Here is a 17,874-nt window from a genome sequence, read left to right on the forward strand (position 1 = left end):
ATTTCGTAGTAAAACTACAATGTGACGGGTCGGTCGGGCGGGCTGGCTCCGGCGTCAGGGGCTCTACTCCGGACGTTATCGCTATCCTTCTGGCCGTTCTTGTACAAAGGAACATTCATGAGTTTGCCATCGCTGGTTGCACTGCCGACGTCGCTTCAACCTTTGGTCACCCGTGCTGAGGAGACGTTCCTCGACGCCTTGCGCGACACATCGGAGCAGGCAGAGCAGCTGTTTTCAGCATGGCCAGCCTCTCGCCGCGAGGCCTTCGGTCGGGTTTGCGCCGCCAGCGACTTCGTCAGCGAACAGGTTAGCCGAGATCCCGAGATGCTGCTGCAGCTGGCCGAAAGCGGCTTGCTGGAGCGATCGCTTAAGGATGGTGAAATGCGTGCGGCGCTCACCGAGCTGCTTGGCGATTGCACTGATGAGGACAGCCTGGCTCGCCGGCTGCGGCGGTTCCGCAACCGCCAGCAGGTGCGAATCATCTGGCGTGACCTGACTCGCCAGGCTGCTCTTGCCGAAACCTGCGGCGATCTGTCCGACATGGCTGACGCCTGTATCGACCTGGCGTACCAGTGGCTATACGAGCGCCACTGCGAGCAGTTTGGCGTTCCGACTGGTCGACGCAGCGGCGATGCCCAGCACATGGTTGTGCTTGGCATGGGCAAGCTGGGCGCACGTGAACTGAATCTGTCCTCGGATATCGACCTGATCTTTGGCTATCCAGAAGGTGGCGAGACAGTTGGGGCAAAGCGCTCTCTGGATAATCAGGAGTTCTTCGTTCGCCTCGGGCAGCGGCTGATCAAGGCGCTCGACGCGCCGACAGTCGATGGTTTCGTTTTTCGCGTGGACATGCGACTGCGGCCCTATGGCTCGTCCGGCTCGCTGGTGTTGAGCTTCAATGCGCTGGAGCAGTACTACCAGGATCAGGGGCGCGACTGGGAACGCTACGCCATGATCAAGGCGCGCGTAGTCGGCGGCAGCGAAGCGGCGGGCAAAGAGCTGCTGGAAATGCTCAGGCCCTTCGTCTATCGGCGCTATCTTGATTTTTCCGCAATCGATGCGTTGCGCACCATGAAACAGCTGATCCAGCAAGAGGTCCGGCGCAAAGGCATGGCCGCCAACATCAAGCTGGGCTCCGGTGGCATCCGCGAGGTGGAGTTCATCGCCCAGGCTTTCCAGCTTATCCATGGAGGGCGCGACCTTAGCTTGCAGCAGCGTCCCTTGCTCAAGGTGCTGACAACCCTGGCCGGGCAGGGCTATCTGCCGGCTGCTGCCGTGGAAGAGTTGCGCGAAGGCTATGAGTTTTTGCGCTACACCGAGCATGCGCTGCAGGCCATCGATGATCGCCAGACGCAGATGCTGCCGGAGAATCAGACCGACTGTGATCGCGTCGCTTTGATCATGGGCTTCGCTGGCTGGGAGGCCTTTCACCAGCAGCTTCTCTATTGGCGTGGCCGGGTTGACTGGCATTTCCGTCAGGTCATTGCTGATCCCGATGAAGACGAAAGCGCCGAAGGCGAGACGTTGGTCGGCGGCGAATGGCTGCCGTTGTGGGAGCAGAACTGGGACGAGGAATTCGCCTGTCGTCAGTTGAGCGATGCGGGTTTTCGTGATGGTCAGACCGCTTGCCAGCGACTCGCTGCCTTGCGCAGCGGCAATCAGGTGCGCACCATGCAGCGGTTGGGGCGCGAGCGTCTCGATGCCTTCATCCCGCGGCTTCTGGCTCAGGCGGTTGAACAGGACGATCCGGATCTGGTGCTGGAGCGCGTGCTTCCTCTGGTCGAGGCGGTGGCTCGGCGTTCGGCTTATCTCGTACTGCTGACTGAAAACCCAGGCGCGTTGCAGCGGCTGCTTGAGCTTTGTGCCGGAAGCCCTTGGATCGCCGAGCAGATCACCCGCTTCCCGCTATTGCTCGACGAGCTGCTCAATGCCGGCCGGCTGTTCAGTCCGCCACAGGCGCCGGAGCTCGCTGCCGAGTTGCGCGAGCGGCTAGCACGCATTCCAGAAGACGATCTCGAACAGCAAATGGAAGCATTGCGCCACTTCAAGCTGGCGCACCGTTTACGTGTCGCGGCATCCGAGATTGCCGGCACGCTGCCGCTGATGAAAGTCAGCGATTACCTGACCTGGCTCGCGGAGGCCATTCTCGAAGAGGTGCTGGCACTGGCCTGGCGCCACACCGTCGCACGGCACGGCCAGCCGCAGCGTGCAGACGGTTCGCTGTGCGATCCGGCCTTTATCATCGTGGGCTATGGCAAGGTTGGTGGCATTGAACTCGGGCACGGCTCCGACCTGGATCTGGTATTCATCCATGACGGTGACCCGAACGCCGAGACCGACGGTGCCAAACCCATCGATGGCGCGCAGTTCTATACCCGCCTCGGGCAGCGCATCATTCACCTGCTGACTACCCAGACGACCTCGGGGCAGCTCTACGAGGTCGATATGCGCCTTCGTCCGTCAGGCGTCTCCGGCTTGCTAGTCAGCTCGCTGGGCGCCTTCAATCGCTACCAGAGTGAGGAGGCCTGGACCTGGGAGCATCAGGCGCTGGTGCGCGCTCGAGTCTTGGTGGGCTGCCTTCAGCTGGCAGCAGATTTCGAGAAGGTTCGGGCTTCGGTGCTGGGGCGCTCGCGAGATCTTGAGCAGTTGCGTGGTGAGGTCAGCGAGATGCGCGCCAAGATGCGCGACAACCTTGGCACCCGTGCAACCGGTGCCGGCACCGCTGAAAAAGCCTTCCTGGCTGATAGCGAGTTCAATCTCAAGCAGGACGCCGGTGGTATCGTGGATATCGAATTTATGGTGCAATACGCGGCTTTGGCGTGGTCGCACCAGCATCCGCAACTGCTGCGCTATACCGACAATATCCGCATCCTCGATGGGTTGGAGCAGGCCGGGTTGATGACCGGCGATGAGGTTCGGCTGCTGCAGGATGCCTACAAGGCATACCGCGCCGCGGCCCACCGGCAATCACTGCAGAAACTGCCTGGCGTTGTGAGCGGGGACCAATTTCAAGACGAGCGTCGCGCGGTGATGCGCATCTGGCGTGAGCTGGGGCTCAGCTGAACTCGTCTGCAAACAGCATTTATCGAATCTTGAGGTGGCAACAATGTCGATGGCCGATCGTGATGGCGTGATCTGGTATGACGGTGAGATGGTGCAGTGGCGCGATGCGACCACCCATGTGCTGACCCACACCCTGCATTACGGCATGGGCGTGTTCGAAGGCGTGCGTGCCTACAACACACCGGCCGGCACCGCGATCTTCCGCTTGCAGGCCCACACGGATCGTCTGTTCGATTCGGCGCACATCATGAATATGAAGATGCCGTACTCGAAAGAGGAAATTAACGAGGCGACCCGCGCCGCTGTACGTGAAAACAATCTTGAAAGCGCCTATATCCGTCCGATGGTTTTCTACGGGTCAGAAGGTATGGGGCTGCGCGCCAGCGGCCTGAAAGTACATGTGATCGTCGCCGCCTGGCACTGGGGCGCCTACATGGGCGACGAAGCGCTGGAAGTCGGCATCAAGGTCCGCACCAGTTCCTTCACGCGTCATCACGTCAACATCAGCATGACCCGCGCCAAATCCAACGGCGCTTACATCAACTCCATGCTGGCACTGCAGGAAGCCATCTCCGGCGGTGCTGACGAGGCATTGATGCTGGATCCGGAAGGCTATGTGGCTGAGGGGTCAGGTGAGAACATCTTCATCATCAAAGGCGGCGTGATCTACACCCCTGAAGTTACGGCGTGCCTCAATGGCATCACCCGTGGCACCGTGCTGACCCTGGCCGACGAGCTGGGTATCAAAGTGGTCGAGAAGCGCATCACCCGCGATGAGGTTTATATCGCCGACGAAGCCTTCTTCACCGGTACTGCGGCAGAAGTCACTCCGATCCGCGAAGTGGATGGTCGCAATATTGGTGCTGGCCGTCGCGGCCCGGTAACCGAGCGCATCCAGAAAGCCTATTTCGATCTGGTTTCCGGCAAGACCGATGCGCACGCTGAATGGCGGACGCTGGTCAAGTAAGCGCCGTGTCCGCCGTAAGCGCGAGCTGCTTGAGCGGCCCGCGCTTGCAGCCTGAGGCCCGAAGCGTGAAGCTGCCTTTATGAATATTCTGATTGTGGGTCCTAGTTGGGTCGGCGACATGGTGATGGCGCAGACGTTGTTCGTCTGTCTGAAACAACGCCACCCTGACTGCCAGATCGACGTGCTCGCGCCGGAGTGGAGCCGGCCGATCCTTGAGCGCATGCCCGAGGTCCGGCAGGCGTTGAGTTTTCCGGTGGGTCACGGTGTGCTCGACATGGCGACTAGGCGCACTATCGCGGCGAGCCTGCGTGGGCAGTATCAGCAGGCAATCCTGCTGCCCAACTCGCTGAAGTCTGCGCTGGTGCCGTTTTTTGCCGGCATTCCCAAGCGCACCGGCTGGCGTGGTGAGATGCGATTCGGCCTGCTCAATGACATGCGCAAGCTGGATAAACAACGCTATCCGCTGATGATCGAGCGCTTCATGGCGCTGGCCTTCGAGCCTGGCGCCGAGTTGTCCCAACCCTACCCGAAGCCCTCTCTGCGTATCGTCGAAGAGACCCGCGACGCAGCGTTGGCGCGTTTCGGGCTTTCACTGGATCGCCCGGTGCTGGCGCTTTGTCCCGGTGCCGAGTTTGGTGAGTCCAAGCGTTGGCCGGCCGAGCATTTTGCCAAGGTCGCCGAGGTGAAGATCCGTGAAGGCTGGCAGGTTTGGCTGTTTGGCTCGAAGAACGACCATGCTGTCGGTGAAGAGATCCTGCAGCAGTTGATTCCCGGACTGCGTGAAGAGGCCCTGAACCTGGCGGGCGACACCAGTCTGGCTGAAGCCATCGATTTGCTCTCATGCGCCGAGGCGGTGGTGTCCAACGACTCGGGGCTGATGCACGTAGCAGCCGCGCTCGGGCGGCCGCTGGTTTCCGTCTATGGCTCGACATCGCCGGCCTTCACGCCACCTTTGTCCGAGCAGGTTGAGGTTGTACGTCTGGGGCTCGATTGCAGTCCATGTTTCGAGCGCACCTGCCGTTTCGGTCATAACAACTGCATGCGCGAACTGAAACCGCGCCCGGTCATCGAGGCGCTGGGGCGCCTGGTTCCCCAGCCGGTCGAGGTGCGCTGAGTGAGGGTTTTGCTGGTCAAGACCTCTTCGCTGGGTGACGTGGTCCATACGCTTCCGGCGTTGACCGACGCCCAGCGCGCCATTCCAGGTATCCAGTTCGACTGGGTGGTGGAGGAGGGTTTCGCTGAGATCCCTGCCTGGCACCCTGCGGTGGCGCAGGTGATCCCCGTGGCGATTCGTCGCTGGCGCAAACATCCTCTGCAAACCCTTCGCTCAGGTGAGTGGAGGCGCTTCAAGGCGCGTCTGCGCGAGACCCGTTACGACCTGGTCATCGATGCGCAGGGACTGCTGAAAAGCGCTTGGTTAACCCGTTACGTCACGGCGCCTGTCGCCGGTTTCGATCGTGCCTCGATTCGCGAACCGCTGGCGGCGCGGTTTTATGACCGATGCTTCAGCGTGCCGCGGGAACAGCATGCTCTCGAGCGGGTACGACAGTTATTTGCCCAGGCGCTCGGTTATCCGGCTCCCGCGACAGTCGCTGAGTACGGCTTGGATCGCAGCCAGCTGGCTACGCCCGGCGAGCAGCCTTATTTACTCTTCCTGCACGGCACCACCTGGGCAAGCAAGCATTGGCCGGAGCGTTACTGGCGCGAACTGGCCGAGCGCATGAGTGAGTTCGGCTGGGCGATCCGCTTGCCCTGGGGTAACGCGGAGGAAAAGGCCCGAGCCGAACGAATCGCTAAAGATCTGCCAGGTGCTTCGGTATTGCCCAGGCTCAATCTGGGTGGTGTTGCCAAAGTGGTCGCCGGCGCGCGTGCTTGTGTAGCGGTTGATACGGGGCTTGGTCATCTCGCCGCCGCCTTGGATGTTCCGAGTATTTCGCTCTACGGCCCCACGTTGCCGGGCCGCGTCGGTGCATATGGCCGTTCCCAAGTACACCTGTGCGCGCCTGGACCGAACGCCGGCAAAGGTGACCGCCACAAACCCTGTTTTGACGAGCTGCCTTCTGAGCGCGTCGCAAGTGAACTCAAGGCCCTGTTGCGGTCATCGGAGACGCCCTGATGCAACTGGCCTTTATCCTCTACAAGTACTTTCCGTTCGGCGGGCTCCAGCGCGACTTCATGCGTATCGCGCTGGAGTGCCAGCGCCGCGGCCATGCAATCCGGGTTTACGCGATGATTTGGGAGGGCGAAGTGCCTGCGGGTTTCGAAGTCTTGATAGCGCCGGTCAAGGCGATCTTCAATCACACCCGCAACGAGCGCTTCACTGCCTGGGTTGAAACCGACCTGGCCAAGCGACCAGTAGATCGAGTGGTCGGCTTCAACAAGATGCCGGGGCTTGACGTTTATTACGCCGCAGATCCCTGTTTCGAAGATAAAGCTCAAACACTGCGCAATCCGATCTACCGCCGCTGGGGCCGCTACAAGCATTTCGCGGAATACGAGCGAGCAGTATTCGAGCCTCGGTCCAATACCGAAATCCTGATGATTTCAGAGGTGCAGCAGCCGCTGTTCGTCAAACACTACGCGACGCCTGCCGGCCGTTTTCATCTACTGCCGCCGGGCATCGCCCAGGATCGACGGGCCCCGTCCAATGCCGCAGAGATTCGGGCCGATTTCCGTCGTGAGTTCAAGCTAGAGGACGATGACCTCTTGTTGGTGCAGATCGGTTCCGGGTTCAAAACCAAGGGACTTGACCGCAGCCTTAGAGCCGTCGCTTCGCTGCCTCGCGAACTGAAGAAGCGGACACGCCTGTTCGTTGTAGGTCAGGACGATCCCCAACCGTTTTTAATGCAGGCCAAGAAGCTGGGTGTAGCCACTCAGGTCGAGTTTCTCAAAGGCCGCAGCGACATCCCCCGCTTTCTGCTCGGAGCGGACCTGCTGATCCATCCTGCGTACAATGAAAATACCGGTACTGTGTTGCTAGAAGCGCTGGTCGCCGGGCTTCCGGTCTTGGTCACTGATGTGTGCGGCTATGCACACTACATGGCCGATGCCGACTGCGGCCGTGTAGTGCCCGCGCCGTTCGTCCAAGACACCCTTGATCGTCTGCTAGCCGAAATGTTGGCGAGCAATGAGCAGCGAATTCTTTGGTCGCAGAATGCCCTCGCGTTTGCCGAGCGCGCCGATCTTTACAGCATGCCCGAGCGGGCTGCCGACGTGATCCTTGCGGAGCGCTCATGAAGCTGATCGTCGCTGAACCCTTCAAAACCCTATGGGCCTGTCGCGATCCGTTCGAGGCCGTGGAGCAGTTGCAAGGGCAGGTCTACCGAGAGCTTGAAGGCCGGCGCACGCTGCGCACAGAGGTCGACGGACGCGGTTACTTCGTCAAGATCCACCGCGGCATCGGCTGGGGCGAGATCGTCAAGAACCTCAGCACCGCCAAGCTGCCAGTGCTCGGAGCGGGGCAGGAGTGGCGAGCCATCCAGCGCCTGCATGATGTGGGTGTACCGACCATGACGGCAGTAGCCTACGGCGAGCGCGGCAGCAATCCCGCCACACAACATTCGTTCATCATCACCGAGGAGTTGGCGCCGACAGTCAGCCTCGAAGATTACAGCGCCGACTGGTTAAGCAACCCGCCCGATCCGCGCTTAAAACGAGCACTGATCGTTGAGGTGGCGCGCATGACCGGCACTATGCATAACGCCGGTGTAAACCATCGAGACTGTTACATCTGCCATTTCCTATTGCACACCGATAGGCCGGTAACGGCCGATGGCTTCCGTCTTTCCTTGATCGACCTGCATCGTGCCCAGACCCGCAGCAATACCCCCCGGCGCTGGCGCGACAAGGACCTGGCAGGGTTGTACTTTTCAGCGTTGGGCATCGGCCTGACGCAGCGCGACAAGTTGCGTTTTCTGCAGGTCTATTTTCAGCGGCCATTACGCGAGGTCTTGCGTGAGGAGGCTTCGTTACTCTCCTGGCTGCAACGCAAGTCCGAAAAGCTGCAGAGCCGATTCCAACGCAAATACGCGACAGGTGCGCAGGGGTGATTCGTTGGCAAGTCGCTGATGGAGTAAACGCCGACGCGGTGCGTGCCTTTGGCAGTCTTGAGACAGTGTTCGCATTGAGCGGCGAGCCAATAACGCGTGATCCATTGTCCGAGGTACTTCGTGTCAGCGTTGCCGGTCAGCGTTATTACATAAAACGCTATTGGGCTGCGGGTAAAGGTTTGCGGCGTTTCATCGGGCGTCCGCGGGTCGAAGCTGAGTGGCAGAACTTGCAGCATTTCCACGATTGGGGTGTGGCTGTTGCGCCACTGGTTGCCTGGGGGCAGCAGCGCCGTGCGGGATTCTTTCAGCGAGGGGCGTTGATCACGCTGGAGGTGCCCGGCACTGTCGATATGGCGGCCATGGCTAAGGATGGCGATGCGCGCTTGGCGGATCCTTTGTGGGTGCGCCAGCTTAGTGAACAGTTGGCAAGCGCGACGCGGACGCTGCACGACCATCGCTTCGCTCACAACGATCTGAAGTGGCGCAACCTGTTGGTCAATGAGGCGGGCAAGCTGTTCCTGATTGATTGTCCGTCTGGTGACTTTTGGTGGGGGCCGATTCTGCGGCATCGTATCGTCAAGGACCTGGCCTGCCTGGATAAGGTGGCCAGATGCACCTTGTCTCGAACCCAGCGACTGCGGTTCTTCCTACTCTATCGTCGGCGAGGGCGGCTTGGTGCCGACGACAGGGCGCTGATCAGGCAGATATTGGTCTATTTCAAAGGACGAGAATGAGAGATTTCATTTCGCCAGCGCACGCCCGGTCACTGCGCAGCGCAGGCCTTGATAGTTTCGACGCGTTGTGGCGTTTGGAGCTGAACGCCGTCGATGCGCCGAATGCGGTCGAAGGCGGTTGGAGCAGTGTGTACCGACTGGACATCGGTGGCGCTGGTTATTACCTCAAGCGGCAAAGTAATTATCTGTCGCGCAGCTGGCGCCATCCTTTCGGAGAGCCGACGTTCGCCGCTGAGTTTCGCAACATTTGTCGCTATCAGCACAAGCAACTCCCCACTCTGGACGTTGCATTCTTCGCCCAGCGCCGCGCTCAAGGTGAGGTTAGCGCCGTACTGCTGACTCGTGCGCTGGATGGTTGGCAGGACCTGAGTAGTCTGCTTGATCGGTGGTCTGGTATAGGGATTGTGAGCCGCAACGCGGTACTCGCTTCCTGCGGGAGGCTGGCTCGTCAGCTACATGGCGCAGGGGAGGTGCATGGTTGTTTTTATCCCAAGCATATTTTCTTACGTGAACATCTCGGCGCTTACGAAGCATGTCTGATCGATCTGGAAAAGACTCGCTTGCTGCTGGGGCGAAGAGACCGCATACGTGATCTAGAGGCATTGGTCCGTCGTGCGGAGTTGTGGCGCGAAGAGGAGTTGCGATGCCTCTTGGCCTCTTACCTGGATGAAAACGCTGACAGCCGAGCGATTGAAGACTGGCTGAAATCTATCCGTGCGCGCCACCACTACAAGGCAGCCAAGGCATGAGGCTCGCACAGCTGCGCTCGGCTGGTCGTACCCCGTCTCTTCCGATGATCATCGCGCTGGGAGCCGACGAGCTGCATATCATGCAGTGGCTGCGTGTACTGCCGGGGCAGCGCTATGTGGCTCGCGCTCAGTGGCGAGGTGTCCAGGTACTTGCCAAACTCATGGTGGGTGATCGCGCCCGGCGTCATTTCGATCGTGAACTCGCCGGTGCGCAGCTGCTCGCCGCGCACCGTCTCACAACGCCAAGCTTGCTGGACAAGGGATTTGAGGATAGCGGCGGTGGATGGCTGCTGTTCGAATATCTCGAAGATGCAAAGAGCCTGCACGAGGCCTGGCTCGCTGTGGCTCGTCAGCTGCCATTGAGCGAAGCCCAGCGAGATGTGCTTGGCAGTGCGCTGGCCGAAATTGCAACGCTACATGCCAAGGGTCTCTGGCAGAGCGATTTGCATCTGGACAACCTGATGCGCCACGAGCAGCGGCTCTACCTTATCGATGGTGGTGGCATTCGTGCCGAGACCCCTGGCCAGCCGTTATCGAGGGATCGCGTGCTGGCAAACCTGGCTGTCTTCTTCGCCCAGCTTCCCACAGCTCTTGAGTTCTTCATTGAAGAACTATTGGTGAACTACTTGTTGGTCAACAGTGCACATGCCCTTCCGCTCGAGGCGCTTGTGGACAAGACTCGTGTGGCCCGCCAGCAGCGCCTCGCCAGCTACCTCAAGAAGGTCGGACGCGATTGCACGGCGTTCAGCGTGCACCGCGATCATGGCGGGGTAGTTGCTGTACGCCGCGAGTACGAAGCCGAACTGCGCGGCGTGTTAGCAGACCCGGATGGCTTCATTGCCGCAGGCGTAGCGCTCAAGCGGGGCGGCAGTGCCACGGTTGCGCTTGTTGATACCCAAGACCGACCCTTGGTGGTCAAACGCTACAACATCAAGGGCGTCATGCACTGGCTCAAGCGCTTCTGGCGGCCATCTCGGGCGTGGCACAGCTGGGTAGAGGCGCATCGCCTCGAGGTGCTGGGTATCGCCACGCCGCAGCCGCTAGCCATGATCGAGATGCGTCGTCTCGGTCTTCGCGCACGCAGCTATCTGATTACCGACTATATAGGCGGGCAGGATATAATCGCGCGCTTCGCCCCCTACGTGGATGGTGCTCCGCCGGAGCATGAACTGCTGGCGCTTGAACAGTTACTCGCAGCGCTGATTCGTGAGCGCATCAGCCATGGCGATCTGAAAGGTACCAACGTTCTATGGCAGGACGGCAGCTGGGCGCTGATCGACTTGGATGCGCTGCAGCAGCACCATAGCCATGCTCGATTCCGTCAAGCTTTTGCCAAGGACCGTGAGCGCTTACTGCGCAACTGGCCCGTCGACAGCGCTTTGTACCGTTTGCTGGACCATCGTTTACCGAAAGGCAGCTTGGAGCAGGACGCTTGAAGCTGGAAGAAACGCCCACGGGCTAGTACTACAACGCGCTATTGCTTCGAGCCTCCGGCTTTGAGCTCCAGGCTGCTTTCTCAAGAGGCTTTTTACAGTGGCACTGACAATTCTCGGCCTTTCCGGCGCCCTCAGTCATGACCCATCCGCCGCCCTTTATATCGACGGCAAGCTGATCGCTGCCGTCGAGGAAGAGCGTTTCGTACGCGACAAGCATGCGAAAAATCGTATGCCCTACGAATCAGCAAAATTCTGCCTGGAGCAGGCTGGTATCAAACCTGCCGATGTCGATGTGGTCGCCATTCCGTTTGCACCGATCAGCATCCTCGAGAAAGCTCGCTGGCATTACGCCAAGCGCTATTGGTACGCGCCGGATCGAGCGCTAGATGCCATTCTGTTTGGTAATCGCCGCTACAAGCGCTACCACAAGCGAATCCAGTGGTGCCTGCAGCAACTGGGATTCGATCTGAAGAAGATAAAAATCGAGCCGGTTGAACATCATCTGGCCCATGCATCGAGTGCCTATCACTGCTCCGGTTTCACCGAGAAAACAGCAATCCTGGGTATCGACGGCAAGGGTGAGTACGCCACGACGTTTTTCGGCTACGGCGAGAATGGCCGCATCCATAAGATAAAAGAATTCTACGATCCGGATTCGCTTGGTGGGCTCTACGGCGCGATTACCGAATTCCTTGGCTTCGAGATGCTCGATGGCGAGTTCAAGGTCATGGGCATGGCGCCGTATGGCGATGCCGCCAAGTATGATTTTTCGCGCCTGGCCAAATTCGAGAATGGCGAGCTGGTCATCAATACTGATTACGCCAACGTGATCGGCTTCCGCCGCTACAAGGAAAAGGGCAAGGGCTATTACTTCTCTCCCAAACTGATCGAGTGGCTGGGGCCTAAGCGCGAAGGCGATATCGCCGACGACCCCTACATCCACTATGCCGCTGCCATGCAAGCCTTGTTCGAGAAGCTGGCGCTGCAGATGATGGATCACTACCTGGGCGACATCATCCGCGAAACCGGCAAGATCGCCTTCGCGGGTGGCTGTGCGTTGAACGTCAAACTCAACCAGAAGATCATCGCCCGGGACGAGGTCAAAGAGCTCTTCGTCCAACCCGCTTCAGGCGATGCAGGAACGGCGGTAGGCGCGGCGGCATATGTCTCGCATCAACGGGGCGTGCCTGTCGAGAAAATGGAGCATGTCTACCTCGGGCCCTCTTACTCGAACGAAGACATCATCGCAGCATGCGCGCGCCATCCGAGCAAGCCGACTTGGCAGCAGATCGACGACATGCCGCAGCGAATCGCGCAGATCATGGTCGACGGCAATCCGGTGGCCTGGTTTCAGGGGCGTATGGAATTCGGCCCGCGCGCGCTTGGCGGCCGCTCGATTATTGGTTGCCCGAGCGTTCCTGGTGTGGCCAACCGGATTAACGAGCAAATCAAGTTCCGCGAGCGCTGGAGGCCATTCTGCCCATCCATGCTCGATACCGTTGCAGCTCAGATGCTCAAGGTCGACCATCCTAGCCCGTTCATGACCTTCACCTTCGAGGTCAACGAGGGCTGGAAAGACCGCGTCGGTGAAGTGGTGCATGAGGACGGCACCTCGCGCGCCCAGGTCCTGGAACGCCGCCATAATCCACGCTGGTACGATCTGATGCTGGAGCTGGAAAAACTCACCGGTAACGGCGTGTCGCTGAACACCTCTCTCAACCGTCGCGGCGAGCCAATGATCTGCTCACCGACGGATGCATTGAACATGTTCTACGGATCGGACTTGCAGTATTTGATCATGGAAGATGTGTTGGTGGTCAAAGATGGGATGGGTAGGAATGACGGTGCATGAACCGCTGATAAGCGTCGTTATCCCTGCTTACAACTATGCGGCAACGTTACCTCGTGCTGTTGAGTCGGTGCTCGTTCAACTGGATGAAGCTTCAGCTGAACTTATCGTAATCGACGATGGTTCAACTGATGATACGCCAGTAATAATCGAAGCATTACTAGCAGCCCGGCCGCAATTCCGATCATTGCGCAAGGAAAATGGCGGTGCGGCATCAGTGCGCAACCGTGGCATCCGCGAAGCACGTGGGACCTATCTGATTTTTCTCGATGCGGATGATGAGCTGGCGCCTGGCGCTTTGGGGTTGCTCGCTAGACATATTGCCGAGCATGGGCATGCCCGCATGGTAATTGGTGGGCATTGCGCCATCTCAGATACCGGTAAGCGCCGTGTTCATCTGCCCCAGGCCCTGCCCAATACGCCAGTGGAACGGCTTCGAGGCTACCTGCTGGGCAAGCATATCGCGCTCTCCAACGGCGCTTGTGCGATGCACCGAGAAGTCTTTTCTCGCGGGGACTACCCAGAGCGGTTTCGTAGCGCCGAAGATATTCCCGTATTTAGCCAAGTGTTGGCTAATTATCCGTGCACCGTTTTAGCTGAGCCTTTGGCCTTGATCCACAAGCACGACGACAGTCTTCGTCATCAATTTAGTCATGCAAAATCCGGAGGGCTGGCTCTCGTAGATGAGGTTTTTTCCCCGCAACGACTGGGTAAAGAATTTCAGGCGCTGAGAAATGAGTTCTTTGTTCAGCGCTGTTTGTCGCTGTTTCGAAGTGCCTATCTGGCAGGTGACGTTGAGGCTGCTAAATCATACTTCCAAACAGCATTACGGCATGATTGGCGTGTTGTATTGAATGGCTCTTATGTTCGTAAAGCGTTCCGGTTGTGGTTGGGTCATTACTGATGGCGACGAAAATAAAAGTCTTACAATTGCAAAATAGCTTTAACGTGAATGCCTCTGATTTAGCTGAGCAGATAATCCAGGGGCTACCAAGCGATATATACGAGGTGACCACTGTTTTCCTGCGTGGTGGTCCAGAGCCCGGCGAACCTGAGAGCAGGGCGGTGCGCTCGGAGTATTTTGGTCTGAGTAGTGCCTCGACTAAGGGGCTGCGTGTCAACGCGCTATGGAGGCTCTACAAGCACTGCCGTGCTCAAAATTACCATGCCGTCGTTGCGCATCGCTTCAAACCCATCAATATGATGATGTTGCTCAACCGCTTCTTGCGCATTCCTGTCTGTATTGGGGTTTTACATGGTCTTGGCGAATATGATCGTGCATATCGTCGGTGGGAGTCGCGGTTATTAATGAATAAAGCTTGGCGGTTAGTTGGCGTGTCTCGAGCGGTCTACAATGATTTAATCGCAAGCGGCGCGGGCAGTCCGGAAAATGTTCGCCAGATCAATAATGCCATCGATATATCCCGTGCCGAGCGCTTGCAACATCCTAAGTCGCATGCGCGTCAGCTACTCGATTTACCTCAAGACGCATTTGTAATTGGAACAATAGGCCGACTGGTGCCGGTAAAGGCGCACATCCACTTGCTGCAAGCGTTTGTCGAGATAAAGGATGAGTTTCCTAAAGCGCTGCTTGCCATTATCGGCGAAGGGCGCTCACGTCAGGAGCTAGAAGCTTTCATCCGCGCTCATGGCGTGGAGGCGCGAGTGCGTTTGCTGGGGTCGCGTGATGATGCATTGCAATTTGTCAAAGCATACGACGTGTTTGTGATGTCTTCGATTAGTGAGGGCTTGCCACTCGCATTGCTCGAGGGAATGAGTGCCGGGTTGCCAGTTATAGGCTCTGATATCGATAGCATGCGACCTATCTTGGAAGATAGCGGCGGGCGTACGTATCCAGTAGGCAAACCCTTGGTGTTGGCGGAGCGACTGCGTGAAGTTATGTCGCTGTCAGAAAATGAGCGTGTGCAAGAAGGGCGGCACTCATATGATTATCTTTGCCGGGCACATGCTATCGATGATTTTCGGAAGCAATATCGAGAGCTATTAGAAGATATGCTGAATAGGTCGTGCCATGACTGAACTCCCTTTGGTGACGGTAATAATTGCCTCTTATAATCATGCGCCGTATATCGAGGAAAGCATTCTTAGTGTTATTGAGCAAACCTATCCGAACATCGAATTGCTGGTTGTAGATGATGGGTCCAAGGATGACAGTGTGGAGCGTATTCGGCGCTTACATGAAAAATACGGGTTTGATTTCAGAGTTCAGCCGAACCAAGGGCTTTCTAGGACGCTAAACGAGAGTATTGCCCGTGCAAAAGGGAGTTTGATTGCGCCGCTGGGCTCAGACGATGTGATGTTGTCAGAACGTATAGCGACACAGGTCGCCTATATGGAAGGTAAGCCCGAAGTCGGGATATGTGCAGGCAATATTAAAACGATTGATGCGCAAGGAAATCTCATTCAGAAGCGGTGCCGTGCGAGGCCATTTCGTCGACTCGATTTCAATTCAATGTTTAACGCTCTTGAAGATGGGCCGCCAGCACCTACCTTGTTGTTTCGTCGCGAAGCTTTGCAAGCTGTGGGTGGGTTTGATCCGACAATTCGTCTCGAAGATTTACAGGTCGAGTTAAAAATCGCTTATGCAGGCTATTTCATCGATGTGCTAAGCGAGGTTCTGGCCAAATACCGAGTACATGGAGCCAACACCTATAAGGACCGGCGCTTCATGGTGGAGCAAGTCATGGCAACTTACGCATGCTTCAGTGATCATCCAGATTATCCAAGCGCTTGCGCAAAGTTTTTAAATTCCATGGTGCTAAAGAGCGCCCGTGACGATAAGCAGCTTTCGCGGGAATTGCTGCGGCAACTGCCAGTACGCTTCTGGAACGGAAAGACAATACGTGGCTTGGTGCGTTTGGTTTTTGGCTAAGCGTGAAAACTTCAGCCTAGGCGCTCCATATAGTGTTGGCGAAATCGCACAACGCAGTGGCGACTTGGGTTTTCCATTTCGGAAAAATCAAGTCGCCACTGCGTTCTTGCCGGGCAGCAGGCGAGAGGGCATCGCAGGTTAACTGATGGATCCAGCCCTATGCCCGTGCGATGATGGCAAGCATCTTTTCGCTTTGCAGTAATATCGAGTCACTGGGTGGCATGAACGAGCCGGTTGAGTTGTTGGTTCAGCTTCAGGGCGGCTCTTTGACCGCAATGTTCCGCATAGCCTTCCGTCAAAGAGGAGATGTGCTGTACCGCTAGCCAGTTACTATCCTCTCCATAGCGCAGCATATGGGTTAGGTTACGGCGACGCTTCCAAGGCTTAAGCGGTTCGTTGCTGATCGACATGTCGGATACGTCAATCAGGCCAAAACTTCCGTCCGGCAGCTTGATGACGTTACCCAGATGCAGCGAGCGAAAATAAATCCCTAGTTGGTGAAGGTGTCCGAGAAAGGCTCCAAATGCTTCTATTTCTAATTCCCGCTCGGCATCGGTTAGGGCTCTCCAGCGGTTGCGTAGCGTATCGCCTGGAAGGGGCAGGTATAGAACGCCATCGACCTTTGACGTCTTAATTTGTATGAGCTTACTTACTGCTGGTGCTGGCACGCCCAGTAGTAGTAAGTGCTGTGCGTTACTTGCAAACCGGCGCGATGGAGGCGCCCAAAGTGCAGTTGAAAAAAAGCGCTTGCGCCTAAACAGTTTCAGGTATGTGCCGTCCGCAAGTTTCGCGACCTTTACCCCATGGCCGTCTGCTTCGATTACATCCGCACCTTGCAGTAAGTGGTTGAACTGTTCCTCAGTTAGGGCATTGAGCAGTGGCCCCTTTTGACGCAGGCTGATGGAGAGTGCGGCGATGAACGAAAGCGGTATCCAGATAAGAAACCAATTTTCGTTCGGGCGAGATAGGAAATTGCTGCCTTCAGTAAGGCCGGCAGCCAGTCCGTACACCGCCAGTGCGGATGCCAGCTGGAGGCATGCTTGTTTGTTCAGGCAGCGTACAAGCGCAATCGCATACATGACTAGCCAAAGGGTTAAACCGACTATTCCGAGCTCTAGGAGCACTGCCAGTTCAACATTATGTGGATCGCTTAAGGTACGTCCGAGCCCTGCTATCGTGAATGTGAACTCAGCGCCGTAGCCGTGACCGACCCATGGGTGCTCAGACGCCTGGCGTATGGCTTCGCCCCATAGTTCAGGTCGGAATGACAAACCCCGTTGTAGCAATACGTCTGGCCTCAGTAAGAATCCAGATATGACGATAAAAGCCATAGCAGCTACCAAATAGAGTGCCCGCCGCCCTCCTAAAGCCGCCATCCAGATGCTCACCATACCCAGCGCCATTAAGGGGGTTCGTGAACCCGTCGCCAGCAAGGCCGCTATTAGTGGCGCCGCGAACATGATGGGAAGCCAAGATGGGCCGTCGCGATCCGTCAGCCATACGGCCATCCAGTAAGCACAAAAAAAACCGTATACATGAGACGACAGAAGGGGGTTGGACAGGGCTCCGGTGCCGATCATGCGGCCGCCGTCATTCCTTGACAGAAAAATTGCCAAGCCCGCCATGGCTGCTGCCGCCGCCAGCATGGCTGCAATGCGTAGCGCTTTTAATAACCTTTGCTGATCCTTCAGCGCGATGATGGCGCAGGCAGCGAACATCATGAATACGTATAACGGCCGTTTGGCGAGACTGCTTGGGTCATCTTCAGTCTGAGTCCAGGAAAGACTCAACAATAGCCACGCGGCCATGACGAGAAACGCCATCACGATAGGTTCACGAATCAGCATTCGCCAATACTGAGGTTTGGCAAGCATAACGATTAGCGTGGGCGCGGCCAGCAGCGCGTAGTAGAGCTTGGTGTATGAGCTGGTGTCGTTTACCCAGAACAAGCCGGTCAACAACACCACATAACCAGCTATAAGCAAGCGGCCGGCGACGAACGCATCCAGCCAGCGAGTACAGTGGGCTAATCGAATCACAGGAATACTTCGGCTATTGCTAAAAGCCCAGCATAGTAATGCATTAGCCCGGACCGAGGCAGCCACGGCTGTATGGTAATCTCTCGCGTCTCTTC

At 57.6% G+C, this 17,874-nt stretch carries 14 protein-coding genes; 13 read left to right on the forward strand and 1 reads right to left on the reverse strand.

The window, feature by feature from the left end; all coding sequences use genetic code 11:
• Positions 1-117: 117 nt before the first annotated feature.
• From glnE to ACSSNI_RS01850, 13 genes are all read left to right on the forward strand, one after another.
• Positions 118-3,063, forward strand: a complete 2,946-nt coding sequence (glnE, locus tag ACSSNI_RS01790; RefSeq protein ID WP_200639894.1) for a bifunctional [glutamate--ammonia ligase]-adenylyl-L-tyrosine phosphorylase/[glutamate--ammonia-ligase] adenylyltransferase — start codon at positions 118-120, stop codon at positions 3,061-3,063.
• A gap of 43 nt (positions 3,064-3,106) precedes the next feature.
• Entirely contained in the window at positions 3,107-4,030 is a 924-nt protein-coding gene (ilvE, locus tag ACSSNI_RS01795; RefSeq protein ID WP_200639893.1) for a branched-chain-amino-acid transaminase, read from the forward strand.
• 79 nt (positions 4,031-4,109) lie between these two features.
• Positions 4,110-5,144: a lipopolysaccharide heptosyltransferase II gene (gene waaF / locus ACSSNI_RS01800; RefSeq protein ID WP_200639892.1), complete on the forward strand. Its 1,035-nt coding sequence runs from the start codon at positions 4,110-4,112 to the stop codon at positions 5,142-5,144.
• Positions 5,145-6,146: a lipopolysaccharide heptosyltransferase I gene (waaC, locus tag ACSSNI_RS01805; protein WP_200639891.1), complete on the forward strand. Its 1,002-nt coding sequence runs from the start codon at positions 5,145-5,147 to the stop codon at positions 6,144-6,146.
• Complete coding sequence (locus ACSSNI_RS01810) at positions 6,146-7,267, forward strand: glycosyltransferase family 4 protein (RefSeq protein ID WP_200639890.1); 1,122 nt, start codon at positions 6,146-6,148, stop codon at positions 7,265-7,267. Before waaC ends, ACSSNI_RS01810 begins: the two co-directional genes overlap by 1 nt.
• The gene (gene rfaP / locus ACSSNI_RS01815) at positions 7,264-8,079 is read left to right on the forward strand and encodes a lipopolysaccharide core heptose(I) kinase RfaP (protein WP_448258929.1); all 816 of its coding nucleotides are present in this window, start codon (positions 7,264-7,266) and stop codon (positions 8,077-8,079) included. The genes ACSSNI_RS01810 and rfaP overlap by 4 nt, the downstream gene beginning before the upstream one ends.
• Complete coding sequence (locus ACSSNI_RS01820; RefSeq protein ID WP_159966998.1) at positions 8,076-8,813, forward strand: lipopolysaccharide kinase InaA family protein; 738 nt, start codon at positions 8,076-8,078, stop codon at positions 8,811-8,813. Before rfaP ends, ACSSNI_RS01820 begins: the two co-directional genes overlap by 4 nt.
• Positions 8,810-9,562, forward strand: coding sequence for a lipopolysaccharide kinase InaA family protein (locus tag ACSSNI_RS01825; RefSeq protein WP_200639888.1), 753 nt, complete (start codon positions 8,810-8,812; stop codon positions 9,560-9,562). Before ACSSNI_RS01820 ends, ACSSNI_RS01825 begins: the two co-directional genes overlap by 4 nt.
• Entirely contained in the window at positions 9,559-10,998 is a 1,440-nt protein-coding gene (locus tag ACSSNI_RS01830) for a lipopolysaccharide kinase InaA family protein (RefSeq protein ID WP_200639887.1), read from the forward strand. Before ACSSNI_RS01825 ends, ACSSNI_RS01830 begins: the two co-directional genes overlap by 4 nt.
• Before the next feature lie 97 nt (positions 10,999-11,095).
• Positions 11,096-12,850 carry a carbamoyltransferase family protein gene (locus ACSSNI_RS01835; protein ID WP_200639886.1) on the forward strand — a complete coding sequence of 585 codons (1,755 nt, stop codon included), beginning with the start codon at positions 11,096-11,098 and terminating at the stop codon, positions 12,848-12,850.
• Positions 12,837-13,751: a glycosyltransferase family 2 protein gene (locus ACSSNI_RS01840; RefSeq protein WP_159967002.1), complete on the forward strand. Its 915-nt coding sequence runs from the start codon at positions 12,837-12,839 to the stop codon at positions 13,749-13,751. Before ACSSNI_RS01835 ends, ACSSNI_RS01840 begins: the two co-directional genes overlap by 14 nt.
• The gene (locus ACSSNI_RS01845) at positions 13,751-14,887 is read left to right on the forward strand and encodes a glycosyltransferase (protein ID WP_200639885.1); all 1,137 of its coding nucleotides are present in this window, start codon (positions 13,751-13,753) and stop codon (positions 14,885-14,887) included. Before ACSSNI_RS01840 ends, ACSSNI_RS01845 begins: the two co-directional genes overlap by 1 nt.
• Positions 14,880-15,740: a glycosyltransferase gene (locus tag ACSSNI_RS01850; protein WP_200639884.1), complete on the forward strand. Its 861-nt coding sequence runs from the start codon at positions 14,880-14,882 to the stop codon at positions 15,738-15,740. Before ACSSNI_RS01845 ends, ACSSNI_RS01850 begins: the two co-directional genes overlap by 8 nt.
• Before the next feature lie 209 nt (positions 15,741-15,949).
• On the opposite strand, the gene ACSSNI_RS01855 is transcribed toward ACSSNI_RS01850, so the two are convergent.
• Positions 15,950-17,779, reverse strand: a complete 1,830-nt coding sequence (locus ACSSNI_RS01855) for an O-antigen ligase family protein (protein ID WP_200639883.1) — start codon at positions 17,777-17,779, stop codon at positions 15,950-15,952.
• Positions 17,780-17,874: the final 95 nt, after the last annotated feature.

The sequence above is a fragment of the Stutzerimonas tianxiuensis genome, from assembly GCF_053470365.1.

Coding starts and splice junctions, on each gene's coding strand:
- waaF (WP_200639892.1), top strand. CDS start 4,110: ATGAATATTCTGATTGTGGGTCCTAGTTGGGTCGGCGACATGGTGATG.
- rfaP (WP_448258929.1), top strand. CDS start 7,264: ATGAAGCTGATCGTCGCTGAACCCTTCAAAACCCTATGGGCCTGTCGC.
- ACSSNI_RS01840 (WP_159967002.1), top strand. CDS start 12,837: ATGACGGTGCATGAACCGCTGATAAGCGTCGTTATCCCTGCTTACAAC.
- ACSSNI_RS01830 (WP_200639887.1), top strand. CDS start 9,559: ATGAGGCTCGCACAGCTGCGCTCGGCTGGTCGTACCCCGTCTCTTCCG.
- ilvE (WP_200639893.1), top strand. CDS start 3,107: ATGTCGATGGCCGATCGTGATGGCGTGATCTGGTATGACGGTGAGATG.
- glnE (WP_200639894.1), top strand. CDS start 118: ATGAGTTTGCCATCGCTGGTTGCACTGCCGACGTCGCTTCAACCTTTG.
- ACSSNI_RS01810 (WP_200639890.1), top strand. CDS start 6,146: ATGCAACTGGCCTTTATCCTCTACAAGTACTTTCCGTTCGGCGGGCTC.
- ACSSNI_RS01845 (WP_200639885.1), top strand. CDS start 13,751: ATGGCGACGAAAATAAAAGTCTTACAATTGCAAAATAGCTTTAACGTG.
- ACSSNI_RS01825 (WP_200639888.1), top strand. CDS start 8,810: ATGAGAGATTTCATTTCGCCAGCGCACGCCCGGTCACTGCGCAGCGCA.
- ACSSNI_RS01850 (WP_200639884.1), top strand. CDS start 14,880: ATGACTGAACTCCCTTTGGTGACGGTAATAATTGCCTCTTATAATCAT.